Raw genomic sequence first — 25,020 nt, forward strand, 5'->3', positions numbered from 1 at the left:
GCGGGCGCGGCGTGACGGTGCGCTTGGGCTTGCCGATGACGGTCATGCTAACCCTCCATGTCTGCATGTTGTACAGCATGCAGACATGGTGGACCACAGCGGGTTCTGACCGGTGGATGTGGGACTGCTACGACGTGACGAACGGCCCCGCAAGCCGCACGTCCGTCACCCGCCAAGCAACCTCAGAAGTGCGAAAGTCCACTATGGGCGAGTAGACATCATCAGCGGCCCGCACGAAACCACTGCGAAGCTTCAGGCGTCGGTCACCCTCCCGCCGGCTCGAACAGGCGCCTCCGCGCGCCGCGCAGAGGCTCAGGCGAACAGCGACGGCTGCTCGGCCGGCCGGGAGCCGGTGGGGGGTCGTGGCTCGACCGCGCTGCCGCCAGCGCCCTGCTCGCTCCGGTCGGGGCGGAGGAGGCTGGCTTGACGGTTGCTCGCCGCCCAGCGGCGCACCGTCGCGGCACGGTCAGCGGCCGCGCGGCGCAGGGCCTCGGCGTGGCGCCCGCGTGCCGCCAGGTGCTTGAGCGCCATGAGGCGCACGGCCGTCGCCGGCCAGTCCGCCGCCAACTCGAGGAGCGCGTCGGCTTCCGCGTCGTCGAGCTGCTCGGCCACGTCGACCAGCCCCTGCACCGTCGCGGCGGCGTGCTTGCTGTCCATGCCACGGGTACGTCGCAGGACGCGCGCGACGCCGTCCCGCTCCGCGCGACGTCCGGCCGCCCAGCGCCGCACCTGGGGGCTCACCCGCCGCGTCAGCGTGTAGGTCTTGGCGGGATCGAGTCGTCCGAGGTCCTGCCCGCGCCGTTGGAGGTAGAAGTCCGCCACCCACGGGCCGGGAACCGTGATGCCGACCGCGTCGTCGTCCAGGAAGGTCGCGGCGAGGCGGTCGACGGCGTCGTCGTCGAGCACGCCCTCGCCGGTGAGGCGATCCAGCAGCACCCGCGCGATCGCCGACCAGCGGTGGTTGGTCGTGGCGAGCACCACACTCTCGAGGAGGCCGCTGGGGTCATGGCCGTGCGCGCGCTGGAATGCCCACAGGGCGTCGTCGGGCAGCGTGTCGCTGCGCTGGCCGGGGATGACGAGCACACGTTGCAGCGCCCCGGGGGACTCGGCCTCGTACAGGGCGGCGAGCTCCGCGAGGGGGCCGTCCAGCATCCATGCTTCGAGCAGCGGTCCGAACCGGTCACCGGTCCCCTGCGCCCCGAGCCGGGCGCGTAGGGGCGCCTCGCGCGCGCGGCGACGTGCTCGCTTGCCCATGCGCGCTCGATGATAGACGCCGGTCAGCGGTTGTCCGCGGAGGCGGGACGCCGCGGTGGGACGGTCCCCGAGGCGGGGCGGCAAGGTGGAGGAATCCGGCCGGCGGGTTCCCTCGGTTGAGGGCTCGGGGAGGCGCGCGAGCCTAGCATTCCGCTCGTGCGGCTCGATGACGTGTTGGAGATCATCAGCGCCCTGCAACGCGAGGGCGTGCGCTACGCCGTCTTCGGTGCGCTTGCGCTGGCGGCGCACGGGTTGGACCGGGCGACGAGAGACCTCGACCTCTTCGTCGACCCCGACGAGGACAACGTCATGCGGCTGCGCCGGGCGCTCGCCACGGTGTTCGGTGATCCCGCCGTCGACGAGATCACGGCCGACGACCTGGCCGGCGAGTATCCCGCCATCCAGTACGGACCGCCCGACGTGGACTACACCATCGACATCGTGAGCCGCCTGGGCGAGGCGTTCGCGTTCGACGACCTCGACATCATGGAGGTGGATGTCGGGCAGGTGCGCATGAAGGTCGTGACCCCTGAGACGCTCTACCGCATGAAGCGCGGTACCGTACGACTGCGCGACCGGGACGACGCGGAGCGCCTGCGGCAGCTGCTCGACCTGGAGGAATGAGGGTGCCGGTTCACAAATTCCGCGGTGTCGAGGACCTACCCCCGCCCCGCCCGGCGGGCTCCGCTCTTCGCGGGCTCGCGGCCGCCTGCGAGCTGTCCGAGCTCACCGCTGGGATCGGCCGCAGCCCGCGCGCGCCTCGTGGCGTGCGCCGCTTCCGGTCGATCGAGGAGGCGGACGCGCACCGGCGCACGTGGGAGCGGGGACTTGCCGAGCCGGGATCCGGGTAGGCGCCGGCGCATCCGGTGTGGACGGGGCCACGCGGCAGGGATCCGGCTGGACCGTGTCCTGGCCGCCGTGCTGTCCCACCGAAGACCTGTGCGGCTCGCAGCTTGCCGACTCCCGCGGCGTGTCGCTCGGCGAGGTGATCCGTGAGGCGCTCGAAGAGAACTGGCGCGCGAGCAGCCGTCCCTGCGGTTCCTCGGATCCAGCCCGGAACGGGGGCGGTATATCGGCGACGCGTCGCCGGGACCGCGGTCGTCGCGTGAGCAGCCGGCGGCGCCGTCGCGCCTCCATCGAAAAGGCGCCCGGCCGTGCTACAAGGACCTCATGGACGAAGCTGAGCTGCGAGACCGGGTCCGGGACCTGCGCGCGCAGGGGTACTCGCCGAAGGCCATCGCCCGGGCGCTGGGCGTGCGACCTGCCCGCGCGGCGGCGCTCGTGCGGGCGGCCGCGCGCGAGCAGGCGGCCGCGTCGCCGGACGCGTCGGTGGTCGGCTGCTGGGTGAGCCCGGGATGGAGCGCCGGCCTTGCGGTGCCCGAGCAGCGCGGCTGGCCCGACCGACCGGGCAGTCTAGGCGACGAGCTCGGCGTCGCCAACGTGCTGGTCGCGCGCGAGCGCCGCAGCGGCGGGGGGATGTCGGTTTGCGGCTACCTCGTCGACACGTTCTGCCTCGGCGTCAAGAACGCGCTCGGTCCGTGGACCATGGACCGCGCGGAGCTGCGCCGGTTCGTCGCCTGCTTCTTCGACGCGTTCGACGCGGACCCGGTCGACGCCCCCGTCGAGCTGGCCCGCCACCTCGTGTGGGGCGCGGTTGAATACGCGCGCGGGCTCGGCTTCGCGCCGCATCCCGACTTCGGGCCGGCGGCGGGCCACCTCGGCGCGCTGGACGCGCCGAGCGCGATCGGCTTCGGCCGCCACGGTCGGCCGTTCTTCATGCAGGGCCCCTACGACGACGCCGACCGGGTCCTTCGCACCCTGCGCGAGCACGTCGGCGAAGACTTCGAGTTCGTCGTGGAGCTCGATCCGCGCGACGCGGTCGGCGTGTCTTCCTAGCGATCGCCGCTCAACTGCCCCGCCGGCGGCAGTGTGGTCGATCCTGGCCAGCACTGCAGCGGTACAGCCGCAGGTAGCCCCCAGCCCTCACCTGAGGATCGTCCCCGTGCGGACCCATGCCGGGCTCGTCGACGCCCCCACAGCTCCTCGGCGGTCAGTCGCCCGCCGAGTTCGCCGACCGGCCCGCGTCAACCGCGCCGGTCTCCTCGACGGCACCCTGCTCGGCGGGCCGTGGCAACTCCTCGAAGGGTCAATCGCAATCCATCGCGCAGCGCGCGGCGACGCACGCCTCGTGCATGCGCGCTGGCGCCAGGTGGGTGATGCGCTCGACGAGGTAGGCCTTGGGCACCACGTGGAGGTTGTCGAAGGCTGCCGCGCAGTCGAGCGGCATGCCGTCCTCGCGCCCGAGCGCGAGCTCGGTGGGGATGCCCCGCACCGTCTTGGTTACCGGCACGGCCAGTACGGTGCGCAACACGGGGATCGCCGCGTCCCTGGTCATCACCAGGAACGGCCGGCGGCCGGTCTCAGCCACCTCGGCCCACCAGATTTCCCCGCGCCTCACCAGGGCTCCTCGGCGATCGACTGCCGCAAAGCGGCCAGCGCGGCGGCCTCCTCCTCGGGCGATGGCGGCACCCGCCGATAGCCCTCGGTTATGGCGTCGTCCAGCGCGCGCCGGCGCTCGAGGTCCGTGATCGCGGCGACGCCCGCCCGCACGCCCGCTGCACGGCTCGGGTACACCCCTCGCTTGACGAGCTCGTCGAGCGCCTCGAGCTGCTCGCGGGGCAACCGCACGGCGATCTGCTCGGAGTCCATGACGGTGATCATACCGGCATGAGCCCCGTGCCGGCATGGTTTGCACATCCCAGGCCGCATACCGGGGCATTGGCGCCCGACCCAGGATGTCGATGTCGCCGCCGTGGCGCCCAACAGGGGGACGGGGAAACGCGGCCGCACTACGGCGCGCGCGCCCCTGACTACCAATGCGCCAGGCGGTGGCGTGCGGGAAGCGGTCGAGGAGGTCGGGTCGGCGACCTTCTCGATGAGGGCGGTATCGCGCCAAGCCAGCACTCCCATCGTAGTGTGGCTCTTCGAAGACGGTTTCCCGGCGTGCGGGTCGTACGAGTGGAGCGCGCCCCCGTCGGTGAGAGAGTGGCTCGGTGGCCATACGCGCATTCACCGTTGCGGAGCGGCCAGAGTTGGTCGAACGCGGCATCCCCGCTGAGTCGGTCTGGCCCGAGTACAACCTGCATGGTGTGGTCACCTCCCGGCTGTGGCCACGCCTGCACACCGACTTGCCCCGCTTCCAGTTCGGTCTCTGCGACGAGGGCCCTGGCGAGCTGGTGGCTCAGGGCCGCACTGTTCCCTGCTGGTGGGACGGCACGGACGAGGCTCTGTCGAGCGGGGTCGATGAGACGCTGCAGGAAGCGTTCGCGGCCCTTGACGCCGGCGGACCGGTGAACACGCTGTGCGCCATGGCGGCGGAGATCCCACCCCAGTCGCGCGGGAGGGGGTTGGCACGCGCGATCCTGCAGGCCATGGCGGCCATCGCCGAGAAGGCGGGATTGGAGCACCTCATCGCTCCGGTGCGTCCCTCGATGAAGGACCGCTACCCGATCACCCCCATCGAGCGGTATGCCATGTGGCGTCGTGCTGATGGTCGGCTGTTCGACCCCTGGATGCGAGTCCACGAGACGCGTGGCGCCCGTGTGGGCCCGACTATCCCGCGCTCGCTGCGGATCGCGGGCACGGTCAGCGAGTGGGAGGCCTGGACGGGGCTTGCGTTCCCCGACTCCGGCGCCTTCGTCTTTCCTCAAGGGCTGGCGCCTGTGGCCATCGACCGCGACGGGGACGTGGGAACGTACTGGGAGCCCAATGTCTGGATGATTCACCGCTGAGGGAGGTCATCGAGCAGAGGGCACGGCCGCCCACCAGCCGGCGGGCCGGCCCCCGAACGCCCGGGATGTCAAGGGAGTCTGGCGCTCGGGGGCGGTGCGCTGACGCCGCCTCTACCTGCTGACGGGCTGGGGCTCGCGCCACATGGCCCAGGCGGTGGGGCCTTGCGGAAGCGGGATCGCGCCGGTGACGTGGAAACCGTGCCGCACGTACAACGCCTGGTTGCGCTCGCTCGTGGCCTCCAGGTAGGCGGGGAGCTGGCTCCCGTCGCACTGCTCCAGCACGGGGGCGAGCAGGGCCGACCCGACACCCCGGCCTTGATGCCCGGGTCGTCAAAGAACGCGGCGGCAAGCGTCTCGGCCACGGCTCTTGCTTCGGCTGGCGCGGACTTGCGCACGACGAGCGGGCGCACTGGCTGCATCAGGGACATGGGGGTCTCCTCACGTGACGTGTGCGGGCGTTTCCGAGCAGAGCTGCGCACTGCGGAGCTGGAGGGGTGAGCCCAATGTGGGTCGCGCTCACCCCTCCTGGTCAGACAGCGCGGAACCGGACCTCGACGTCGGTGGGCTTGAGCAGCGCCAGGTAGATGGGGCAGCGCTCCCGCCAGACACGGGCGATCTCGGCGACGGCGGCTTCGCCGTCGGGCGACGTCACGCTGACGTCGAGGGTCATGTTCTGCAGGTCAGGCGCCGCGCCGTCCATGCCCAGCAGCCCGCGTGCGTCGGTCTCGCAGCGCACGGTCGCCTCCACGGTCTCGACGCGCAGCCCGAGCTGCGGTGCGAGGGTGTCCTGCACGAAGGCGACCGCGCAGCCGGCCAGCGCGCCGAGCAGCAGCGCCGTGGGGCTCGGCGCCTGGTTCGTGCCACCAAGGGGCGCGGGCAGGTCGGCGCGCCACGTGAACGGTCCCGCTTGGATGGCGACCTGGCCGTCCTCGGAGCGGGCGGTCAGGGTCGGGGTGCTGCGCGCCCGCTCAGGCTCCTTGGTCCAAGTGGCGAGTGTCTCTTCGATGATCGATGCGTTCATGGTCCTACTCCTCCTCGATGGTTTGGTGCTGATGGCGGTGACGACCTGCTCAGGAGCAGGGGCCGTGCCAGGGGCCGGCCTCGGGGCCTGACTTGTTCGCGCCTTGGTGCAGCCCGCGGTCCTCGGCGCGGAAGGCGACCGCGTCCACGGTCACGCAGCCACCATTGCCGGTAGCGACGTGATGGGGGTGGCCCCCCTCACCGTGTGGAGGAGCGGCCAGTGCCGCAGACGCGACAGCTGTCAGCGCAGCGACGATCAGTGCAAGGCCCGCTCCGCGCACGCCAGCACGACTCCGCGTCGTCCGCCTGTGTGTTCTCCAACGCATCGTGACGCACCTCCTTTGCGAATCTCCTGCGATGACGGTCGCCCGAGGTCGTTCCGGGCGACGTGCGATGGAGATGACGCTAGGGAGGAACCGAAGCGGCAGGAACGGCAGGATCGCCGTATTCCGGAGGTGCGGTTACCGTGTCGTCGCCAGCGAGACCGCGGCGTCGAGGAGGCCGAGCTCCCCGGCCCGTCGCACGGCCTGTGTCCGGGTGTGGCAGCCGAGCTTGGCGAGCAGGTTGCGCACATGCATGTCCACCGTGCGTGGGCTGAGGAACAGATCGCCGGCGATCTCGCGGTTGGTGAGCCCGGCGGCGAGCAGGCGCAAAACCTCTCGTTCCCGCGGGGTCAGCCCGGCGACGTCGGCCTGTCGGGCCGCTCGCCGGCCGAGCCGGCGCTGCACGTCCTCGCCGAGGACCTCGAGCTCCGCGACCGCGGTGGCGGCCAGCGGGCGGGCGCCGAGGGTGCGCGCGGTGTGGTAGGCGCCGACGAGCCGCTCGACCGCTTTGTCGCGGTCCCCGGCGGCGGCCAGGGCGACGCCGGCGCGAGCCTGGGTCTCGGCGGTCTCGGGTGGCAGGCTCACCGCCCGCAGCAGCTCGAGGGCGCGCTCGAACTGGTCAGCGGCGCGGCGTGCGTCGTCCTCCAGCAGGGCGTTCTCGCCCAGGGCATGCGCGAAGGCGGCGGTCGCCTCGGCGGTGCCCATGGCGGTGGCGGTGCGGGCCAGGGCGTGCGTGCAGGCGCCGAGGTCACCCTGCAGCCCGTGGCGGCCGAAGAACGACGAGGCCCAGCGCAGTGCGGCGACGGAGTAGTGCAGCTCCTCGCGGTCGAGGCAACGAGCCGTCAGCTCCCGCAGCCGTGCCGTGGCTGCGTCGACGTCACCGTCCAGTTCGGCGACCCGGGCCAGGCCCCAGGTGGTCTCGACCTCGAGCGGGAACAGCTCGTGAGCTCGTGAGAAGGCCCCCGATCGGGCGAGGTGCCGGCGTGCCTGTGCGACCGCGCCCCGGTTGGCCTGGACGAGGCCGATCTCGCCGGTGGCCACCATGCGTGCCACCTCGGGGGCGTCGTCGATGGCGAGGACCTCCTCGCCGACCTCGAGCGCGCGGTCCCACCGGCCGGTGTGGCGCAGCGTCGGGATCAGACACGCCAGGCAGACGTGCGCGTCGGCGTCGAGGCCGCGGCTGCGGCAGAACGTAACCGCGTCGGTCCAGGCGTCAAGCGCCGCCGGGTAGTCGCTGGCCTGTTCGAGCGCGATCGCATGCAGGTAGTAGACCTCGGCGGCGAGGCTCTCCAGGTCGGAGTCCAGAGCGAGATCGAACGCCCTGGTCGTCAGCTCGACGCCGGCGGCTGCCTGGCCGAGGCTGGCACGGATGGTTCCTTCCAGGGCCATGGCGCGGACCCGCGGCCCGGTCGGTTCGGTCGTGGGGGACGAGGGTGCGTCGGGCGCCGCGGCGTCGATCTCCGCCCGCGCCTGGCGCACCAGCTGCAACGCCCCGGTGAGGTCTGCGGCGTCCCACAGGTGCGTGGCTGCGGCCAGCCGTTCGGCCGCCGCCTCGGCCAACAGCCCGGTCCGGGCGAACTCCTCGGCGGCGACGAGCCGGGCCGACAGGGCGCGGGGCCAGTCGTCGGTCAGCTCGTAGACGCCGGCCAGGCGCCGCTGCACGACGGCCAGCGCCTCGTGGTCCCCCGCCGACCGGCGAGCCGTCGCCACCTCCTCCCACGCAGCAGCGGCTTCGACGGTCTCGCCGCAGCGCTCGGCGCACTCGCCGAGCCGGTCGACCAACCGCAGGCGCGCCTCGGCGTCCTCATCCGCAGGCCACAGGGCAAGAGCCTGGTCGATCGCCTTCTTCGCGTCGCGGTAGGCGTGCACGTTGCAGGCCGCCTCGGCGGCGGCTACCAGCAGCGGCCGGGCGCGCGCCGGCTCGTGCGCCGCCTGCCAGTGAGCGGCCACGATGCCAGGAGCCGCGCCGCGCAGCTCGAGGGCGTGGGCCAGCGCAGCGTGATGCCGACGCCGGCGCGTCCAGGGGGTCGCGGCGTACAGCGCTTCGCCCAGCAGGGCGTGGCGGAAGGCGGCCTCGCCCGAGCCGCCCGCACGACCGGGAGACTCCACCAGCAGGCCGCGCTCCAGCAGCTCCTCGACGGCCTCGTCGTTGCCCGCGAGCTCGCACAGCACCTCGAGTGCGACCGGCGACCCAGCCGCAGCGGCGATCTCCGCCAGCCCCCGCGCCGGCGCCGACAACCTGACCACACGCGCCAGGACGGCGTCGCGCACCGACTCGGGAACCACGTCTACTGAGATGATCTCCTCCGCATCACCGCCGGACTCCGCGATCGCCGCTGCGAGCTCCTCGAGGTAGAAGGGCAGACCGTGCGCGCGACGGTGCACGGTGGCCAGGACCTCCGGTGCAACGCCGTCGCCCAGCATCCGTCGCAGCAGAACAGCGCTGTCAGCCGCGTCCAACGGGTCCAGAGTGAGGTGCCGTTGCACGCCGTCGGCGGCGCGGCGCAGCACGGCCCGCAGGCTCCGCAGGGGGTGCTGACGGGGCAGCTCGTCACTGCGGTACGCCCCGATGACGAGCAAGGGGAGGCCGGGCAGCGGTGCTGCCCAGTCGGCCAGCACCGCCAGCGTGGCAGCGTCGGCCCACTGCAGGTCGTCGAGGAACACGATCGTGGGCCGCTGCTGCGCCAACCGCTCGAAGGCCCCTCGGATCGCCGGACGGATCTCCTCTGCCTCTGCCTGCGGAGCAGGCCCGAGCTCTGGCAGCACGAGGCCCAGGCTTGGCTCCAGCAGCGCCCCGTCGTCCACCCCGTCCCCGGGCGCGCTGCGCAGATGGTCGCGTAGCGCGGCCTTCAGCGGGCCGTAGGGCACCGCCCCGCCGTCGTGTGCGCCGCCCCGCAGCACTCGCACATCCGTCGATGACAGGACAGCCTCGACCAGCGCTGTCTTGCCAGCCCCCGCTTCGCCCGCGACGAGCACCAGCCCGCCCGCGGCCTCGCTCAACCGTGCGACGGTCTCCCCAAGGGTGGTCTGCTCGAGCTCCCGACCCACGAGTCGCCGGACCGCCGACATGAGCGGAGTGTAGGCCACGCCCTGATGCCGCGGGGCCGTTGACTACTGGGTGCGACCAGGGACCATGCGTCCGTCCCGGTGGGTGGCATCCAAACGTCGGTCACGACCACGTCCGGCGCCTCGGCACGCACCGCGGTCAGCAAGGAGGCTTCGTCCTCGCATACCGCGATCAGCTCGAGGGCAGCCTGCGTCCGCAGCAGCAGACTGACACCCCCACGCACCAGCGCGCTGTCATCGGCCAGAGCAACACGGATCGTCACGAGGCAAGCGTAAAGGCGATGCGGTCACGAGGCTGCCCCGCCCGGAAGCGGGTCCTTGATGCGCCCGAGGTTGGACAGGATCGGCCACACCAGCCGGGCACGCTGGTCGTAGTCAACGCGGGCCCAGTCGGTGGCCGCGGCGGCCAGCGCGGCCAGGGCGGGCAGCCGGGCGCCCTTCTTGCGGGGACGGCCGCGTTTGCCGGTGCGCGGCGGGGTCAGCTCGTAGACCGCGGCGTCACGGCGGATGCGCGAGGTCACGTGCACGCGCGCCAGCCCGGCGCCGGCCAGCGACGCATAAGGCGCTGCGGCAGGGTCGTGTACGCCCTGGCCGTCTGCGTGCCCGACGGCGAGCGCGGGTCGGCGAAGTTCGTCTGCCCGACCACCTGTCGCGTCAGGCGGTGCTGGTGAGCGAGGGCTTGTCGGGCAGGAGGCCCCAGGTGACCTGTCCAGCACGGTGACGTCCCAGCCCTCGTCGGCGCAGGTTGCCTGCCACGAGGCCGTTGTGGCCGGCCCCAATCGCCACGGCGTCCCTCACGGACGCCACTGCCCGCCCGCGCCGGAGGGTGACCTGCCCGCGGCCACGAAACGCTGTACTGCTCCGTGGTCGCGAGCCACGCGAGCCTGGTGGGGCGCTGAGGCGTCACTCGCCGGAGGCAAGGACCCGCATGATCGACGCCTCCACCTGCCCGGGAAGGTCCTCGGCGGTCTCGTTGACCATCACGACCACGACGGTGTCGACTCCTGCGTGGTACAGCACCGGGGTGCCGTACCCGGCCGCGAGCCCTCCGTCGTCCGGGGGGACGCGCGGGCAGACTGCCGTGCGGAAGCGTGGCGCCGGCCTGTGGCACCCTGGGTCACCCCCCGCCGCAGTCGACGGCACAAAGGGGCCGTGGAGTAGCTGTGGACGAGACCGCACAGGATCGGCAGCCGGCGCGCCGTGACGTCGACGCGCCGGCGCAGGCCGAGGCCACCGTCGAGGCTGAGGTCCGTGCAAAGATCGCCGAGAGCCTGGGCGGTGCGCGGGGATCGCTGGAAACGGCGCTGCCCTTCGCAGCCTTCACCATCGCCTACGTCGTCACCGACGAGGTGCGCCCAGCGGTGGTGCTCGGCGTCGCCACGGCGCTGGTGGCGTTCGTGGTGCGGCTGGCGCAGCGGTCCTCGACGCGGTTCGTGGGCAACGGCCTTGTCGCCATCGCGGTGGCCGCCGTCATCGCGACCTACACCGGACGGGCCGAGACCGCCTTCCTGCCCGGCATCATCCAGAACGCGGCGTGGGCCGTCGTGATGGGCGCGTCGATCGCGGTGCGCTGGCCGCTGCTGGGCTTCCTGGTCGGCGGGGTCATCGGCGACACGACCGGATGGCGCAACGAGCCCGCGGTCCTGCGCCTGAGCAACCGCCTGACCCTTGTGCTGATGCTGCCGATGGTCGTGCGGGTAGCCGTCCAGTACCCCCTGTATCTCGCCGGCGAGGTCGGCTGGCTGGGCGTGACCCGGGTGGCGCTCGGCTGGCCGCTGTACCTTGCCGCCCTGGCCGTGGCGGGTGCGATCCTCGCTCGCGGACAAACGCCCATGCGCCGGGTCCCGCGGCCCCCGCTCGACACGTGAGTCGCCCGCTATCGGCCTGCTGCCCTCGGGGGCCAGTCCTCGAGCGATCCGATCCGTTCGTGCGGCGCGCCGGCGTCGTCGGTGCCGGACGAGGTCCCGAGCGCCCCGTCCGCCCCGTCCTATGGTGACGGCATGCGCCCGGTCCTGGACGTGCTCCGCGCCTTGCATGACGCGCGGGTGCGGGCGGTGGTGGTGGGTGGCGTCGCCGTCGTCCTGCACGGGCATCTGCGCTTGACCGCGGACCTCGACCTGGTCCTGGACCTCTCCAGCGACAACGTCCTTTCGGCCCTGCGGGTGCTGCAGCAGCAGGGCCTGCGGCCGCGGCTGCCTGTAGCGGCTGAGCAGTTCGCCGACCCGGTGATCCGCGAGCGCTGGCAGCGCGAGCGCCACCTCGAGGTCTTCTCGCTGCACGACCCCGCCGATGCCCTGCGCGAGGTCGACCTGCTCGTCGAGGCGCCGGTGGCCTTTGCGGAGCTGTGGGACGCCAGCCGGAACGTGGTCGTCGACGACGTCCCCATCCGGGTGGCCAGCCTCGAGCATCTGATCGCGATGAAGCGGGCGGCCGGCAGACCACAGGACATCGCCGACGTCGTGGCGCTGGAGGCCCTGCGCGAGGACACTGGCGAGCGATGAGCGCGCCGGACGCCTCCGAGGAGTGGCCTGCGGACTGGGCGGGCGCCACGCGCGCGCAGCGACGGACGTGGGCGCGGCTGTCGGCTGATGAGCGGCTGCGCTGGCTGGAGGACGCGCTTCGCTTCGCCCAGGCGTGCGGCGCGCTCGAACGCGACCGCCGGCGCCGAGCCGCGGCAAGCGCGCCCACCGAGCAGCCGCGTTCGGGCCCATGACCGGCGGTTCGGGCCGGGATCGGCGCCGGGGCGCCGGCCAGTCTGACGAGGTCCACCGACCCGCTGGCGGGGACTCCACCGGCTGTGCAACAGGGGGCCGCGCGCCTACTGGCTCACCGGGGTGAACGCTCGAACCCCAGACCGTCACGTCGACACCTCCGTGGCAACTCCTCGAAGGGTCTTGCCCCGCACCGTCTTGGTCACCGGCACGGCCAGCACGGTGGGCAACACGGGAATCGCCGCGTCCCTGGTCGCCGCGCATGCGGCACGCCCGCTTTGGATGAGGTGTTGGCTCGCCTCCGCCGCCGCGGCCGCCTCGACGTCGCCGAACCGCCCGCGGAAGCGGTGCGTGCCGAGCGTGACGCCAGCGGGCGATCGTCCTCGACGCCTCCGCGCTTCTCGGCAGGATCCCAGGCCGTGTGACTCAACACTCATGTTATACTCACCCCATGAGCAAGCGCCTGCAGATACTCGTCGATGACCAGGAGCTCGCCGAGATCCGGGAGGCTGCCGCTCAGCACGGCATGACCCTGTCCGAGTGGGTGCGCCAGACCTTGCGCACTGCGCGGCGCCAGCATGCCGAGGGCGACACGTCACGCAAACTCGCCGTCGTGCGTGCTGCGGCCAGCCACCGCTTCCCCACCGCCGACATCGACCAGATGCTCGACGAGATCGAACGCGGCTACCGCGCCCCGTGATCCTGGTGGACTCCAACATCCCCATGTACCTCGTGGGCGCGGAGCATCCGCACAAGCACGACGCGCAACGCGCGCTCGACACGGCGATCTCGCGACGTGACCGGCTCGTCACCGACGTGGAGGTGCTGCAGGAGATCCTCCACCGCTACACCGCCATCGGCCGACCACGCGCCATCCAACCGGCGTTCGATGCGATCCTCGGCATCGTCGACGAGGTCTTCCCCGTGGACCTGTCCGGGGTCGAGCGCGCCAAGCGGATCGTGCTCGGCGACTACGGCCTGTCGGCCCGCGACGCGCTGCACCTGGCGGTCATGGAAGGTGAGGGCGTCACCCGGATCCTGAGCTTCGACACCGGCTTTGACCGCTACCCGGGCATCGAGCGGCTCAGTTGAGCAAAGGCTTCTCCGGCTCCGTCGGCGCGCAACTCCGTCGGCAGCCGCGAGGCGCGAGCCATCAGTACGGTGCCGCCAAGCCCGGAAACATCGGGAAATGCTTGAGGTTGCGGGTCCACAGGCGCGCGTCCATCCGCTCGACGGTGGCGGCGATGATGTGGTCGACGGGGTCCACCCCGGGATGTGACCGCAAGAAGCGATTGGCGAGCCACCCCGCACGCTCCGCGATCTCGTCGTCCACCGGGATCCACTCCACCACGGCGAACAGGCGGCGGGTGGCGTCCTCCTCCGAGGCCCGCATGCCCGCGAGGACCTCCACCTTGGTCACCAGCGAGGAGGCTGGACGCTCCCCGGAGTCCGACGCCGCTCGCAGCGCCTGCCGGGCCGCGTCGCTGCCCCGCAGGTGATCGATGAGCACAGCGGTGTCGATGACGATGGTCACCGGTTGCTCAGCCGCTGCGCCATCCCAGGGCGCAAGCCGTCGACGAACCCAGCACCGTCTTGCTCGCGGTCGGCCCAGGCGCCGAAGCTCTCGTCGAGTGCCCGGATGCGGTCAGGATGCCGCTTCGTGCCATAGGTGCGATCCAGTGCCCGGCGCACGAGTTCCGCAAGCCCCACCCCGGTACCGGGCCACACGGCGCCTGCGGTCGTGCGAGGATGCGCGGCTGGCGGCCCCGGCGCCGAGGGCGGCCTCGCCGTCCCGCTCGACGAGTTCACCTTCAACTCCCCCGTCATGGCCTTCGTCACCTGTGGCGGGCTGGTCGACGTCAACGTCGAGCCCGCCGGCATCGGCGGCTACGAACACATCGCCTCGCGCGCGGTCGCGTACGAGGTGTCCGGCATCCGGCTGCGGGTGGCCGCTCTCCAGGATGCCGCCGAGCCTTCGAGCTGCGTCACAACGCCACGTCCCGCAGTCACGGGCGTGGAGGAGTATCGCATCGGAGCGCACGCGAACTACACGGGCGAGGGCGAGGGAGGTTGGATGATGCCGGCAGCGAAGTCCTTCCGTCTTCCTGAGGAGCTCACAGGTCGGCTCGCGCGCAGGGCCGCGGACGAGGCGGTGTCCCAGACCGAGCTGGTCGTGGCGCTGCTGGACGAGGGGCTCAAGACCCGCGCGTTCCCGGGGATCGTGTACCGCGAGGGTCCCACCGGTCGGCGTGCGGCGCTGGCGGTCGGTCCCGACGTGTGGGAGGTCATTGGCACGGTCAAGCACGTGTCGGGGTCGGGCGAGCGCAAGGTCGGCAACGCGGCCCGGATGCTGTCGCTGGACAAGCACTGGGTGCGGCTGGCGATCGAGTTCTACAGCGCGTTCCCCGACGAGGTCGATGCGCGCATCGCCGCCAACGACGAGGCAGCCGCGCTGCTGCGGGAGCGCGCCGCGCGCCGTGAGCGCCTCCTGGCGTGAGGTGGTTGATCGACGAGATGTTCCCGGCCGCGGTCGCGGCAGAACTCGAAGACCGAGGGCACGACACGCACGCGGCTGTGCACGACCTGCGGGGGCTGACCGACGCGCAGCTGCTGGACGTCGCGGTGGCCGAGGGGCGCGTGCTCGTCACGGAGAACGTGGTCGACTTCGCCCGGTTGCTGCAGGACCGCCAGGGCGAGGACGGCGTCGCGGCAGTCGTTTTCGCGCTGAAGTCGGGGCTACCACGGGATCCCGCGCGTCTCGCCCGGGCGCCAGGCCAGCCTCCTGCAAGGCCCGCACAGCATCGTCGGCAAGTTGGCTGACCGCGTCCTCGCCCGCTTCGCTCAGCCATTCCCACGCCGCCTCCCCCGGCTGCACGTACCCTCTGCCCGGTTGGTAGCCGACGCGGCCAACGAGGTCCTCCCACCGAGGCAGCTCGCGTGCGGTTCGCCTTACCGGCATCCACTCAACTCCACTGGTCACGGTCGCCCGGCAGTCGCACCCCGAGCTGGTCAACTCGTCGCAGGCGGGGTAGCGGGCCACTCGACACCCAGCCGGGCGCCCCAGCTGGGCACCGCCGCGGCCGGATCGCTGAGCGCCCGTCGGCGCGCCTCGCCGACGCCCGCCACCAGCTGTCCGCCGTGCACAACAGCATGGCCGTGAACCCCGCGCCTGCGGCGCCGTTCGCATGATGACGGACGAACAGCTCCAAGGGCTCGTGGTGGTCGGCGGAGTTGCCGCCGCGGTCGACGATGAGTGTGCGGTGCAGGTCCTCGAGCTCGTCGCCGAGCTCGACCGCGCGCTCGTCGACGAGCCCGCCGGTGGGCCGGGCGGTCATGTCGCCTGCCGGCATGGCGCCGCGGTGCGGTGCTTGAACCGTGCCTTGGCGGCGGCCTTGGCCACCGGCTTGGGCCCGTGCGCCGCCAGCGCGTCGAGGATCAGCGGGACGGTCGCGTCGTCGTGCCGCCACAGCTCGGCCACGAGCGCGTGTTGGCCGTCGGCGGGCATCGCAGCAACGAACGCCTCGGCCATGGCCTGCGGGCCGCTGCTGGCCAGCAGCAGGCCGAGCTTGTTCACCAGGAACGCCACGTAGTCGTGGGCGTCCAGCGGCCGGGGCTCCTCGAACCCGCGCTCGATCAGCCACATGGCCGCATAGGCCCGGCAGGCGGGGTGGTCACGCAGGCGGCGCACGGCCGGCTCCGCGGCGGGCCCCACGCACTCCAGGGCGGCGAACGCCATCAGGCGCGTCTCGGCGTCGTCGGTGCCGCCGGCGACCGCCGCCAGCGCCTCGGCGGCCGCCACCGGTTCGCGGCTGGCGACCCAACCCTCCAGTGCGCTGTCCACCACCGCAGCGTCCCAGTGCCTGCACGCGGTGAAGAGCCCGGCGGCGTCGATCTCGGTGAGGTCGGGCACCTCGAGACCTCCCCGCCGCAGCAGGTCCCGAACGAACCACCGGCCCAGCGCCGCCAGCTCGACCTGGTCGCCGGTGACCTGGACCGCACCGGCCTGCGCGAGCCGGTCCACGAGCAGGCGCACAGAGCCCGGCAGCGCTTTGGCCATCGTGGTGTGCTGCAGCGCGGTCACGTCGGACAGGTCGAAGGATCCCTCGATCTCGGCGAGGGCCTCGTCGGCGAGATCGTCGGGTGACGCCGGCCCGTGGGTGTGCAGACCCGCGAGCAGCACGCCAGCGATCTTGTCGAGCAGCTCGGCCCAGAACGGAACCCAGCCGGTCATCCCGGCACTGGTCACCCCCATGGCCAGCAAGGCGATGATCGCTTGGCGCCAGGCGTCAAACGGCGCGGTGGTCAGCAGGTCCGCCGCGTTGCCGGGCACCACCGTGGGGCCGTCGACCTCCAGGAAACCCGCCGCGAGCGCCCAGCGGAAGGCCAACTCCACGGGGATCAGATGTGCGGAGCTGCGCAGGCTGGCGAGCACCTCGGCGGGGACGTCCGGGTCGAGCAGGCCGGCGAGCTCCCTGGCGTCGCGCAGGCCCAGGTTGCCCGCCCCGGTCAGCCGACGACCGTCGCCGACCCAGGCGACCAGGGTTGCCAGGCGCACCATCGCCGGCGCCGCAGCCGCGAGCCGGGCCAGCGTCTCCTCGTCGGGGACGGCCACGGGCGGCAGCGTGCAGCACGGTCGGGACTGCGCTGCGGCGACATGGTTGAACCCCGCGATCCACTCCTGCACCGCGCCGTCGTCGTCGAGATCGACGCCGTCGGCGAGCATGGCCGCGGTCATCGACTTGCCCATGCCGAACCGGGACTCGTCGGCCATCGCCGCCGCCAGCCCCGGCTCGATCCGGTCGAGGGTGGCGAGCAGCGCCGGCAGCGAGTCCCCGTCACCGGCGAGCAGCCCGGCCCGGTCCAGCCAGGTGAAGAACGCTCGCAGCGTCGGGCAGACCAACGCGACGTCTGCTTCGTCGGCCCAGATCTTGCGGGGAAACCACTCGGTGAGGATCTCGTCGAGGTCGCCCGCGCGCCACCTGCCCACCCGCCCGTCCAGGGAGTCGGCCTTGAAGCGCAGCGCCTCGGCCACGGCCCACTCGACGCCGGGCCGCTGCCCGGCCTCCATCCACTCGCCGAAGCGGTCGAGCAGGGTTTCCCGGACCGCCTCGAAGGCCTCCGGGTCCTCGGGGTCCAGGTCGAGGGCAGCGTCGAGATCAAGCTGCGAGGTCACCGCACCGCCTCCTGTGGCAGGTACCGAGGTGGGGAAGACCACGTGCACCGTAACCCGTGCTGGCCATGGGTGGTTGGAGGCGGTGCGGGCGGCATCGTGCGTGTACGTGTCGCTGGCCAACGCCTTGGACCTGGCGGCCATGGACGAGGGCCGGGTCGTGGATGTGCTGGCGGCGCCGGGCGAGTCCGCGGTGCGGGTCGGTGCGCGTTACGAGGCCTTGTTCGCCGCTGGCGCCTACCCGCAGGCGGCCGCCACCGGTGACGTGCCAGGCCTGTTGAGCGACCGGTGGCCGAACTGCCCGACGCCCCGGACCTGCAGCGCTTCGCGCCGCCGGCGGTCTCGCTCGTCTCCCCGGTGTGGGAACCGGTCGGTCTCGGCGCGATCACCGACGCCGCTCAGGACGCGTTCGGCCCGGTGGACGTGGACCGCTCCCGCATGCAGCTGAGCGCTCAGCGTCACCAGGCCAGCTGCCCGCGTGCGCCGGACAGACCTTTCGGCTTCCCCGTCGACCTCGGCGACGCGCAGGCGACGATGTGTCCGGCGCATGGCCGGCGTCTCCTCTGCGTCGTCGAACAGGGCCTCGGCGGGCTGAGTGCCGCCCGCGTGAGGCCCCTCGGCACCGGACCCGTCGGGCGGCTCGGCGCCGACCCGTCGCCAGCGCGCCGGCGCGCGTCGCCGACGGGCCGCAAGGTGGTCGCCGACGCGGTTCCGCCTCGGCAAGGCGCACGTGCAGGGCCGCGTCCGAGCTGGCGGGGTCGGCGGCGAGCTCGGCGACCTGGGACAGCGCCGCCGCGATCGCGTCGAGCGCGGCCGGCTGGAGGCTCGCGACGGCGGCGAGGCGGTCCGCGGCGGCGTTCAGGCCGGCGACGGCCGCCTGCCCGTCGGGCGTGAGCGCCCACTGCAGCGTCCGGCGACGGAACTCGCCGGGGTCGCTGTATGTCGCCGAGTCGTCGCGCGAGGGTTCGAGCAGGCCCCAGTCGGACGTGAGCTGGCCGAGCACCGACAGCAGGAGCTCCTCGTCGCCGGCGAGCTCGGGGGCGGTGGGCCGCAGGGTGGCGGTGAGCTGCTCGAGGTTGAGGGCCGGGTCGAACAGGGCGTCGTCGAAGCAGGCGAGCACGGCCAGGTGCGCCTCGCGGCGATCGCCCGCGTTGAAGGCGAACAGGGTGCGGCTGAGCGCCAGCCACCGCTGGTCTCGGTGGTCTGCTGTCCGCGCCTCCGCCGCCTCGTCCATCACCGCTCCGGGGGCAGTGCCGTCACCTGTCGCCCCTGACCGTAGCGGAGGCCTGCGACACCGCCGCGGATCCGCGCGTCGGGGTGTGCACGACCTGCGGTTATCCACAGTCGGGCCGCATTCGTGCCCCGCGGGGCCGGCGGGGGGTGCACGCTCGCCGGCATGGACGACATGGACGACGACCTGGACCTGATCCGCCACTGGGACGAGCTCGACGCGTTCGCCCGCGGCCTGGTGCGCTGCTCGCAGGGCAGGCTCTGGCCGACGCTGGCCATCTCCTTCGTCGGCACGCGCCCCGACCTCCTCGTCCAGGCGCCGGTGTTCGTGGTCGAGGAGGCCGACGACATCGTCTCGACCCTCGTCGACTTCTTCGGCGCGCTGCGCCCCGACCGCCTCGCGGTGCTGTGGCCGAGTCGCTACGAGCTCGATGACGGCACCGTGTACTGGGCGCTGCGCGTCAACAGCGCCGAGCGGGCCGGGCCCGACCGCTGGACGTGGCGCACCCGCCTGCACGCCTACACGGTCGACGATGCGACCCGCGAGGTCGAGCTGTACGACGCGGTCGACCTCGCCGACCCGCCGGATCCGCAGACGCGGCGTCTGCGCACCCTCTACTCGGCCATGACCCGCCGCCGCATCGAGCGGCGCGGCTGGTTCGCCGTCCCCGACAAGGACGGATGGGACCTCATGGCGCATCCGGCGAGCACCACGCTGCGCGCGTTCGACCGCGTCGACTCCATCTGACCAGTCGCCGCGCACCTCGCCAAGCTCCGGCACCTCGACGCGGTCGACTCGTGGCTGGCCGAGCTCGCAGAGGCGCACGGGCCGGTGCCGCCGGAGTCGATGCAGTGGGCGGCCCACGTGATCGACGAGTGGGCTGCGTCCGCTGCTTCGGCCTCGCCGCGGGCGGACTGATGCTCCTGCTCGACAGCGAGGCGCTCTCGGCCGTCGCGCACGGCCCCGCCGGGCGGCGTGATCGCGTCCGAGGGCTCGTGGCCCAGATGAGGGCGCGGGAGTTGCCGGTTGCCACGGTGGCCGCGGTGCTCGCCGAGGTCGTCCGCGGCCATCCGCGACATGCGGCGGTGTTCGCCGGGTTGCGGCGCGAGAAGGTTCAGGTGCATCCCGTCGACGCCCGGACGGGAGTGCGGGGTCAGCTGCTGGGCGCCGTCGATGCCAGCTCGGAGCTTGCGGTGCACGCATTCGTGATCGCGGCCGCAGATCTCCTCGGTGGGGCGGTCGTCGCCACGGTAGACCCCGACGACCTGCGACGCCTCGCCGGTGGCGCGCCACACATCACCGTCGCCGACATCTCCTGATCGGCCCTGGCCCCCTCCACCGGCGCGACAGTCTGGTCTGGTCTGGTCTGGTCCGGTAGGATGGGTAGTCAGCGAAACCACGCCGGTAGTGACCAACCTCAATATCGGAGGGTGCAGTGTCCCGGGTCGTCAACATCACCGAGGCCAAGGCCCAACTGTCCCGCCTGGTCGAGGAGGCCGCCGCCGGCAAGCGCGTGCTGATCGGCAAGGCCGGCAAGCCTTTGGCGGTCCTCCAGGCCTACGAAGCCGACCCCGGACCGCGCTTGCTCGGCGCGTGGAAAGGCCGTGTGTGGCTGGCCGAGGACTTCGACGCGCCCCTGCCAGACGACCTCCAGCGGGCCTTCGAGGGCCACGACGCGTGAACCTCCTGCTGGACACCCACACGCTGCTGTGGGCGCTCGCAGACGCCCCGAGCCTCGCGACCGGGGCGCGCGAGGCGATCACCGACGGGCGCAACCGGGTGTTGGTCAGCGCGGTGTCCGTGTGGGAGATCGTCATCAAGAAGGCCATCGGCAAGCTGCGCGCCCCCGACGACCTGCCCCACCAGCTCACCAATGCGCGTATGGAGCCTCTCGAGATCACGATCGCGCACGCGATGGCCGTCGCAGACCTGCGCGACCTCCACGCCGACCCCTTCGACCGCATGCTGGTCGCTCAGGCCAGAACCGACGGGCTCACGATCGTCACCCGCGACGCCCGCATCGCGTCCTACGAGGTCGCCGTCCTCCCCGCCTGACCCGGAACGGATGAGGAGGCAGCGCGCCCGGCTGGGGGCGGCACGTAGCCGACGCATGGGTTCACCGGGCCATTGGCCCGACACTGCACAGGCCGCCCCCGAGGTGTGGGGCCCGCCACACGGTGTCTCGCGGTCAGCGGTAGGAGCGAACGGCGCTCCCGCAGCACATGCGCGGAACATGTGTTAATGTGCTGAACATGAGCGCCATGATTCAGATCCGCAACGTCCCCGACGAGGTCCACCGGGAACTGAAGGTGCGGGCGGCGCGTGAGGGCCGATCGTTGAGCGACTACCTGCTGCGGGAGTTGGAGCGGCTGGCGGCACGCCCGCCCGTGGATGACGTCTTGGCTCGCATCCGCCGCCGCGGCCGCCTCGACGTCGCCGAACCGCCCGCAGAAGCCGTGCGTGCCGAGCGTGACGCCCGCGGGTGATCGTCCTCGACGCCTCCGCGCTGCTCGCGGTCCTGCTCGACCGGCCAGCCGGCGCGCGCGTGGCTGCGGTCTTCTCCAGCCGCGAACGTGAAGTTGCCGCCCCGCATCTGGTGGATGCGGAGGTGGCGCAGGTGGTGCGCCGATACGCCGCTCGCGGTGAGCTGAGCGAGCACGTCGCCGTGGCCCTCGTCGATGACTTCCTCGAGCTGCCGATCGTGCGCTACGCACATGGCCCGCTGCTACGTCGCGCCTTCGAGCTCCGCCACAACGCCACCATCTACGACGCCCTGTACCTCGCATTGGCCGAGGGGCTTGACTGCCCGCTGCTCACGGCCGATCGAGCGCTGGCTTCCGTCCCCGAGTGCCGAGCCGCCGTGGAGGTGATCCCGGACTGAAGGCGAGAACAGCGGTGACGGGCCGTTCTGGATGACCTCCCAAGCCGTGGTCGCCTACGTGCGACCGCCGGGTCAAGGCCTGGAATCCCTGCTCGAGGCTGAATGAGCCGAAGACCTACCGCACCCTTCGCCTGCACGTTGATGAAGGCGTCGCCCGGATGCGGTGGCGGCGAGGAAGGTACGCAGCTGCTCGGCGTCCCACGTGACGATGCGCGCGCCGGCGTCACCACCGGTGGGGTGGTCGATCTTCGACAGGAGCACGCCGTGGCTGGGGTTGGCGGGCAGCAGCCCGTCGCGCACGGCGTCCGCCAGCGCCTTGTGCAGGATCGTGTGGGTGTAGACGACGGAGCGCTTCGACAGCGGCCGCCCCTGCTCGCCGCCCCCGGTGAACAACCGCGCCAGGACCCGCTCGATCTCGCGGCTGGCCAGCGACTGCAAGGCCACGTCACCGAGGGTCGGCAGCAGGTAGCGGCGCACCATGCCCCGGTAGGAATCCCACGTCCTCGGCTGCAGCTGGGTCTGCTGGCGCGCCATCCACCCGTGGAGGTAGGTGCCGAGAGTCTCCTCGCCGTCCATGCCACCGACCCTGCCGCAACCACCGGTCGCAGGCGAGGGCTCGGCGGTGCCCCTGTGGATGACCCGCCGGAGTGGCGCGAGCCCAGGACGCGCGCCTCGACGCCGACCAGCTGGACGCGGGTGCGCACGTTGGTTGGCGCGCGCAGCCTCTTCAGCGACCGTCGGTGGCGCGCCACACCGCGCCGCCCCGACATCTCCTGATCGGCCGTGGTCTCCCACCGGCGTGATGCCCTCGTTCACGAGATGCCACAGTGACCCGCAAGGGACCTTGGACCGGCCGATGGCTCGGTCAGCGCAGGTCGAAGACCGTGGCGAGGGCGAGGTCGACGCCCCACAGCTCCTCGGCGGTCACTCGCCCGACCAGGTCGCCGAGCCGACTCGCGTCGACCGCGCCGGTCTGCTCGACCAGCACCTTGCTCGGTGAGCCGTCCACGTCGATCTCCGGTCGGAACGAGGCCCCGCGGGCCGACCTCGACGTCGGCGCGACGAGGATGGTGGACAGGGCCGCCAGCGCATCGGACTGCACGACCACGCCGTAGCGCACACCGTGCTGCTCGTGTCCGGCACCGCGACGCAGCCGCAGCCGGAACACGTCACCACGGCGCACGCAGGTCCTCCATCAGGTCGGCCACAGCGCTGGCCTCGGCCCGGTCACCCTCGTCAGCCGACAGCGCCGCAGCCTCGGCAGCGAGCCGCTGGCGATCACGAAGCCGAGCTGCTGCCGCACGCAGGCCAAGGCGGACCGCCTGCGAGCGCGACAGGCCGGTCGCCTCCAGCTCGGCCAGGGCACGTGCCGCCTCGGCGTCCAGCCGCACGGAGATCATCTCAGCCACCCAGCCAGTGTAACGCACTTCGTCATACATTCTCGGGGCCGGCCGCCGGCTGCAGCCGCAACATCCGCCCGTGGTACTCGAACTGGACCGGCACGTCAGCCTCGAGCGCGAAGTCGAAGACCGCACGCACCGCACGGCCGAGCTCATGGGATCGAAACCCGTTGACCTACACCGTCACGTCGCAGCCGCGCTGGCGGATGGCTTGGACCGTGTGCAGGTAGTCGCGGCGATCGCCGACCACCTCGACGGTCCAGCCCGCACCGACCTTGATGTTGGGTATCCCCTGCAAGATGGATGCCACCTCGTTCTTCGCTCCGCCGGTCGTTGGCTCTGTCGACATGACGCGCCTCCTCTGGTCGTGACTGGACCGCCAGGCTGGCAGGGGGGTGGGACAGCGCGGCCCCGGCGGCGGGGACTTGCCCACAGTGATCGGGGCCGCTTGGGCGGCCATGTGCGGCGCGGAAGACGCCGTGCGTCGTCGGCCGACTACGGAGCGGTGGCATCCTTTCCCCAGGCTCGGCACCGCGGTCGGGCGGGGCGGGGAGGGCCGTGGGATGATCCGTCCCGGTTGCCGGCTGATGGCCGGGGGGTGGACAATGGCGCTCGACGAGCGTGCCCGTCACGAATTGTTTTCCCGTGTGGAGGAGGTTCTGGGGCCGTGCCGGCGGAGACGCTGTTCGGCTACCTGCCGCCGGTGGGGTGGGCCGACGTGGCCACCAAGCATGACCTGCTCCAGCTCGAGGAGCGCCTGAACGCCCGCATCGACGCGGTGGAGGAGCGTCAGGACGCGCGGATGGAGGCGCTGGAGCACCGCCTGATCGCGCGCATGGACGAGCGTTTCGCGGGACAGGCGCGGGCGATGGCGCAGCAGACGTGGGCGATCCTGGTGGCGGTGCTCGTGGCGCTGGTCGGGGCGGTGGTGACCACCGCGCTCCTGTGAGCCGCGGTTTGCAACGGGCCAGGCTTCGCCGCAGCGGCGCCGTGCTCGCCCGTCCACAGTGATCGGGGCCGCTTGCGCGACCATGTGCGGCGCGGCAGACGCCGTGCGTCGTCGGCCGACTACGGGAGCGGTGGCAATCTTCCCCCGACGTGGAGGTCCTCTCGCGGTCAGCGGTGCAGGAGGCCCTCCACGGCTTCTTGCCGACAGCCCGTTGCGCCTGTACCACTACCGCAAGGACGACGCGGAGGTCGATCTAGCCCCTCTCTAGCCGTCCGCCCCGCCCCCAAGGGCCGAGCACAGCTGGACGTCTTGCGCGACGGCTTCGTCGGTGACCCGCGCTATGATGTATGACCTTACATCATGGTCGGTTGACCCTTGAGGTTGACCGTGAACCGAGAGGAGTGGCCGTGAAGATGCGTCGGACACAAGTCCTCTTCGCGGACGAGCAGTACCGACGCCTCAAGGAGGCGAGCGAGCAGACCGGACGCTCGATCGGTGCGATCGTACGGGCGGCGGTCGACGAGCACCTCGCGGACCGTTCGCTCGACTCCTTCCTGGCCGCACTCGATGACAGCTTCGGCGCCTGGGACGAGCAGGACTTCGACGGGCGTGCCTGGGTCGACCGCGCTCGCGGGGGCCTGGACCAGCCGATCGGTGCGATGGCGTGGGAGTGATCGTTGCCGACTCGTCGGTGCTCGTCGACCACCTTCGCGGCAAGGAGGCCAGCCGACAGGCCCTCCGCTCAGCGCGGACCGGAGGGGAGCGGGTGCAGGCCTCGGTCCTCAGCCGCACCGAACTGCTGGTCGGGATGCGGGCACACCAGAAGCGGCTCACGCAGCGCCTCGTTGACCAGATCGAGTGGATCCCCGTGGACGAATGGATCGCTGACCGTGCCGGTGAGCTGGGCCGCCGCTACCGCGCCTCCCATCCCGGCATCGGCGTAATCGACCTCGTCATCGCCGCCACCGTCGAGCGCGTGCGAGGCCAGCTGTGGACCAGCAACGTGAAGCACTTTCCGATGTTCGACGACCTCGCACCACCCTACTGAAGCAGCCTCGGATCTGCTGCCGTACCCGTCGGGAGACTACCCAGCATGCCGTGAAGGACCGTGGGCAGACCCTCGTGCTGTCGGCTGGGGGCCCAACCAGCCGGTGCGCTCACGCGACGAGGGGCACAATCTCCCGACAAGGGCGCATGAGGCAACGGCCATGGCGAGGACGCCCC

At 72.2% G+C, this 25,020-nt stretch carries 34 protein-coding genes; 20 read left to right on the top strand and 14 right to left on the bottom strand.

The features are described 5' to 3' along the window. Nucleotides 1–312 precede the first annotated feature (312 nt). On the bottom strand, nucleotides 313–1,254 hold the full coding sequence (locus tag VM324_01825; GenBank protein HVL98012.1) for a hypothetical protein: 942 nt from the start codon (nucleotides 1,252–1,254) through the stop codon (nucleotides 313–315). 156 nt (nucleotides 1,255–1,410) lie between these two features. Between VM324_01825 and VM324_01830 the strand changes: the two genes are divergently transcribed. The 3 genes from VM324_01830 to VM324_01840 all read left to right on the top strand — a co-directional run bounded on the left by VM324_01830 (nucleotide 1,411) and on the right by VM324_01840 (nucleotide 3,150). Further along, on the top strand, nucleotides 1,411–1,878 hold the full coding sequence (locus VM324_01830) for a nucleotidyl transferase AbiEii/AbiGii toxin family protein (GenBank protein HVL98013.1): 468 nt from the start codon (nucleotides 1,411–1,413) through the stop codon (nucleotides 1,876–1,878). A 2-nt stretch (nucleotides 1,879–1,880) separates the two neighbouring features. Continuing rightward, nucleotides 1,881–2,105: a hypothetical protein gene (locus tag VM324_01835; protein HVL98014.1), complete on the top strand. Its 225-nt coding sequence runs from the start codon at nucleotides 1,881–1,883 to the stop codon at nucleotides 2,103–2,105. Nucleotides 2,106–2,424: 319 nt separating this feature from the next. Continuing rightward, the gene (locus VM324_01840) at nucleotides 2,425–3,150 is read left to right on the top strand and encodes a hypothetical protein (protein HVL98015.1); all 726 of its coding nucleotides are present in this window, start codon (nucleotides 2,425–2,427) and stop codon (nucleotides 3,148–3,150) included. A 250-nt stretch (nucleotides 3,151–3,400) separates the two neighbouring features. Here the strand turns inward: VM324_01840 and VM324_01845 are convergent, their stop codons facing one another. After that, entirely contained in the window at nucleotides 3,401–3,712 is a 312-nt protein-coding gene (locus VM324_01845) for a type II toxin-antitoxin system PemK/MazF family toxin (protein ID HVL98016.1), read from the bottom strand. Next, nucleotides 3,709–3,963, bottom strand: coding sequence for a hypothetical protein (locus VM324_01850; GenBank protein HVL98017.1), 255 nt, complete (start codon nucleotides 3,961–3,963; stop codon nucleotides 3,709–3,711). The genes VM324_01845 and VM324_01850 overlap by 4 nt, the downstream gene beginning before the upstream one ends. Before the next feature lie 344 nt (nucleotides 3,964–4,307). Here VM324_01850 and VM324_01855 point away from each other — a divergent pair, with 344 nt between their 5' ends. Further along, nucleotides 4,308–5,045, top strand: a complete 738-nt coding sequence (locus VM324_01855; protein HVL98018.1) for a hypothetical protein — start codon at nucleotides 4,308–4,310, stop codon at nucleotides 5,043–5,045. A gap of 529 nt (nucleotides 5,046–5,574) precedes the next feature. Here VM324_01855 and VM324_01860 read toward each other — a convergent pair. The 3 genes from VM324_01860 to VM324_01870 form a co-directional block, all read right to left on the bottom strand. Continuing rightward, nucleotides 5,575–6,066: an OsmC family protein gene (locus VM324_01860; GenBank protein ID HVL98019.1), complete on the bottom strand. Its 492-nt coding sequence runs from the start codon at nucleotides 6,064–6,066 to the stop codon at nucleotides 5,575–5,577. A 460-nt stretch (nucleotides 6,067–6,526) separates the two neighbouring features. Beyond that, nucleotides 6,527–9,475, bottom strand: coding sequence for an AAA family ATPase (locus VM324_01865; protein ID HVL98020.1), 2,949 nt, complete (start codon nucleotides 9,473–9,475; stop codon nucleotides 6,527–6,529). A gap of 266 nt (nucleotides 9,476–9,741) precedes the next feature. Further along, complete coding sequence (locus VM324_01870) at nucleotides 9,742–9,981, bottom strand: hypothetical protein (GenBank protein HVL98021.1); 240 nt, start codon at nucleotides 9,979–9,981, stop codon at nucleotides 9,742–9,744. A 636-nt stretch (nucleotides 9,982–10,617) separates the two neighbouring features. On the opposite strand from VM324_01870, the gene VM324_01875 reads away from it, so the two are divergent. The 5 genes from VM324_01875 to VM324_01895 all read left to right on the top strand — a co-directional run bounded on the left by VM324_01875 (nucleotide 10,618) and on the right by VM324_01895 (nucleotide 13,257). Then, nucleotides 10,618–11,322: a DUF3159 domain-containing protein gene (locus tag VM324_01875; GenBank protein ID HVL98022.1), complete on the top strand. Its 705-nt coding sequence runs from the start codon at nucleotides 10,618–10,620 to the stop codon at nucleotides 11,320–11,322. Between the two features lie 132 nt (nucleotides 11,323–11,454). Next, nucleotides 11,455–11,955, top strand: a complete 501-nt coding sequence (locus VM324_01880) for a DUF6036 family nucleotidyltransferase (protein HVL98023.1) — start codon at nucleotides 11,455–11,457, stop codon at nucleotides 11,953–11,955. Then, a complete protein-coding gene (locus VM324_01885) occupies nucleotides 11,952–12,167 on the top strand; it encodes a hypothetical protein (GenBank protein HVL98024.1) in 216 nt (71 codons plus the stop codon). Before VM324_01880 ends, VM324_01885 begins: the two co-directional genes overlap by 4 nt. Nucleotides 12,168–12,616: 449 nt before the next feature. Further along, entirely contained in the window at nucleotides 12,617–12,865 is a 249-nt protein-coding gene (locus VM324_01890; GenBank protein HVL98025.1) for a hypothetical protein, read from the top strand. Continuing rightward, nucleotides 12,862–13,257: a type II toxin-antitoxin system VapC family toxin gene (locus tag VM324_01895; protein HVL98026.1), complete on the top strand. Its 396-nt coding sequence runs from the start codon at nucleotides 12,862–12,864 to the stop codon at nucleotides 13,255–13,257. Before VM324_01890 ends, VM324_01895 begins: the two co-directional genes overlap by 4 nt. A gap of 61 nt (nucleotides 13,258–13,318) precedes the next feature. Here the strand turns inward: VM324_01895 and VM324_01900 are convergent, their stop codons facing one another. Further along, nucleotides 13,319–13,699, bottom strand: coding sequence for a type II toxin-antitoxin system VapC family toxin (locus VM324_01900; GenBank protein ID HVL98027.1), 381 nt, complete (start codon nucleotides 13,697–13,699; stop codon nucleotides 13,319–13,321). 207 nt (nucleotides 13,700–13,906) lie between these two features. Here VM324_01900 and VM324_01905 point away from each other — a divergent pair, with 207 nt between their 5' ends. Together VM324_01905 and VM324_01910 are read left to right on the top strand one after the other, a co-directional pair. Then, nucleotides 13,907–14,662: a hypothetical protein gene (locus VM324_01905; GenBank protein HVL98028.1), complete on the top strand. Its 756-nt coding sequence runs from the start codon at nucleotides 13,907–13,909 to the stop codon at nucleotides 14,660–14,662. After that, nucleotides 14,659–14,985, top strand: a complete 327-nt coding sequence (locus tag VM324_01910; protein HVL98029.1) for a DUF5615 family PIN-like protein — start codon at nucleotides 14,659–14,661, stop codon at nucleotides 14,983–14,985. The genes VM324_01905 and VM324_01910 overlap by 4 nt, the downstream gene beginning before the upstream one ends. 143 nt (nucleotides 14,986–15,128) lie before the next feature. Here the strand turns inward: VM324_01910 and VM324_01915 are convergent, their stop codons facing one another. The 3 genes from VM324_01915 to VM324_01925 all read right to left on the bottom strand — a co-directional run bounded on the left by VM324_01915 (nucleotide 15,129) and on the right by VM324_01925 (nucleotide 18,569). Continuing rightward, entirely contained in the window at nucleotides 15,129–15,500 is a 372-nt protein-coding gene (locus VM324_01915; GenBank protein ID HVL98030.1) for a hypothetical protein, read from the bottom strand. Continuing rightward, on the bottom strand, nucleotides 15,497–17,338 hold the full coding sequence (locus tag VM324_01920) for a hypothetical protein (protein HVL98031.1): 1,842 nt from the start codon (nucleotides 17,336–17,338) through the stop codon (nucleotides 15,497–15,499). The genes VM324_01915 and VM324_01920 overlap by 4 nt, the downstream gene beginning before the upstream one ends. A 382-nt stretch (nucleotides 17,339–17,720) precedes the next feature. After that, nucleotides 17,721–18,569: a DUF2397 family protein gene (locus tag VM324_01925; GenBank protein HVL98032.1), complete on the bottom strand. Its 849-nt coding sequence runs from the start codon at nucleotides 18,567–18,569 to the stop codon at nucleotides 17,721–17,723. 162 nt (nucleotides 18,570–18,731) lie between these two features. Between VM324_01925 and VM324_01930 the strand changes: the two genes are divergently transcribed. The 6 genes from VM324_01930 to VM324_01955 all read left to right on the top strand — a co-directional run bounded on the left by VM324_01930 (nucleotide 18,732) and on the right by VM324_01955 (nucleotide 21,447). After that, nucleotides 18,732–19,313: a hypothetical protein gene (locus VM324_01930; GenBank protein ID HVL98033.1), complete on the top strand. Its 582-nt coding sequence runs from the start codon at nucleotides 18,732–18,734 to the stop codon at nucleotides 19,311–19,313. 128 nt (nucleotides 19,314–19,441) lie between these two features. Beyond that, on the top strand, nucleotides 19,442–19,885 hold the full coding sequence (locus VM324_01935; protein ID HVL98034.1) for a hypothetical protein: 444 nt from the start codon (nucleotides 19,442–19,444) through the stop codon (nucleotides 19,883–19,885). Nucleotides 19,886–20,001: 116 nt separating this feature from the next. After that, the gene (locus VM324_01940; protein HVL98035.1) at nucleotides 20,002–20,247 is read left to right on the top strand and encodes a type II toxin-antitoxin system prevent-host-death family antitoxin; all 246 of its coding nucleotides are present in this window, start codon (nucleotides 20,002–20,004) and stop codon (nucleotides 20,245–20,247) included. Continuing rightward, nucleotides 20,244–20,621 (top strand): type II toxin-antitoxin system VapC family toxin, encoded by a 378-nt coding sequence (locus tag VM324_01945; GenBank protein ID HVL98036.1) that lies wholly within the window; start codon nucleotides 20,244–20,246, stop codon nucleotides 20,619–20,621. Before VM324_01940 ends, VM324_01945 begins: the two co-directional genes overlap by 4 nt. A 197-nt stretch (nucleotides 20,622–20,818) precedes the next feature. After that, nucleotides 20,819–21,052, top strand: coding sequence for a hypothetical protein (locus VM324_01950; GenBank protein HVL98037.1), 234 nt, complete (start codon nucleotides 20,819–20,821; stop codon nucleotides 21,050–21,052). After that, the gene (locus tag VM324_01955; GenBank protein HVL98038.1) at nucleotides 21,049–21,447 is read left to right on the top strand and encodes a type II toxin-antitoxin system VapC family toxin; all 399 of its coding nucleotides are present in this window, start codon (nucleotides 21,049–21,051) and stop codon (nucleotides 21,445–21,447) included. The genes VM324_01950 and VM324_01955 overlap by 4 nt, the downstream gene beginning before the upstream one ends. A 72-nt stretch (nucleotides 21,448–21,519) precedes the next feature. Here VM324_01955 and VM324_01960 read toward each other — a convergent pair whose 3' ends face one another. The 4 genes from VM324_01960 to VM324_01975 all read right to left on the bottom strand — a co-directional run bounded on the left by VM324_01960 (nucleotide 21,520) and on the right by VM324_01975 (nucleotide 23,196). After that, nucleotides 21,520–22,023 (bottom strand): hypothetical protein, encoded by a 504-nt coding sequence (locus tag VM324_01960; GenBank protein HVL98039.1) that lies wholly within the window; start codon nucleotides 22,021–22,023, stop codon nucleotides 21,520–21,522. 289 nt (nucleotides 22,024–22,312) lie between these two features. Next, nucleotides 22,313–22,630 (bottom strand): type II toxin-antitoxin system PemK/MazF family toxin, encoded by a 318-nt coding sequence (locus VM324_01965; protein HVL98040.1) that lies wholly within the window; start codon nucleotides 22,628–22,630, stop codon nucleotides 22,313–22,315. Then, nucleotides 22,617–22,886: a hypothetical protein gene (locus VM324_01970; GenBank protein ID HVL98041.1), complete on the bottom strand. Its 270-nt coding sequence runs from the start codon at nucleotides 22,884–22,886 to the stop codon at nucleotides 22,617–22,619. Before VM324_01970 ends, VM324_01965 begins: the two co-directional genes overlap by 14 nt. Nucleotides 22,887–23,022: 136 nt before the next feature. After that, the gene (locus tag VM324_01975) at nucleotides 23,023–23,196 is read right to left on the bottom strand and encodes a hypothetical protein (protein ID HVL98042.1); all 174 of its coding nucleotides are present in this window, start codon (nucleotides 23,194–23,196) and stop codon (nucleotides 23,023–23,025) included. Between the two features lie 318 nt (nucleotides 23,197–23,514). Here VM324_01975 and VM324_01980 point away from each other — a divergent pair, with 318 nt between their 5' ends. The 3 genes from VM324_01980 to VM324_01990 all read left to right on the top strand — a co-directional run bounded on the left by VM324_01980 (nucleotide 23,515) and on the right by VM324_01990 (nucleotide 24,844). Then, nucleotides 23,515–23,796, top strand: coding sequence for a hypothetical protein (locus VM324_01980; GenBank protein HVL98043.1), 282 nt, complete (start codon nucleotides 23,515–23,517; stop codon nucleotides 23,794–23,796). Between the two features lie 407 nt (nucleotides 23,797–24,203). Next, nucleotides 24,204–24,470, top strand: coding sequence for a hypothetical protein (locus VM324_01985; protein ID HVL98044.1), 267 nt, complete (start codon nucleotides 24,204–24,206; stop codon nucleotides 24,468–24,470). Further along, nucleotides 24,461–24,844: a type II toxin-antitoxin system VapC family toxin gene (locus VM324_01990; protein HVL98045.1), complete on the top strand. Its 384-nt coding sequence runs from the start codon at nucleotides 24,461–24,463 to the stop codon at nucleotides 24,842–24,844. The genes VM324_01985 and VM324_01990 overlap by 10 nt, the downstream gene beginning before the upstream one ends. Nucleotides 24,845–25,020: the final 176 nt, after the last annotated feature.

The sequence above is a fragment of the Egibacteraceae bacterium genome, assembly GCA_035540635.1.
Taxonomy (GTDB): domain Bacteria; phylum Actinomycetota; class Nitriliruptoria; order Euzebyales; family Egibacteraceae; genus DATLGH01.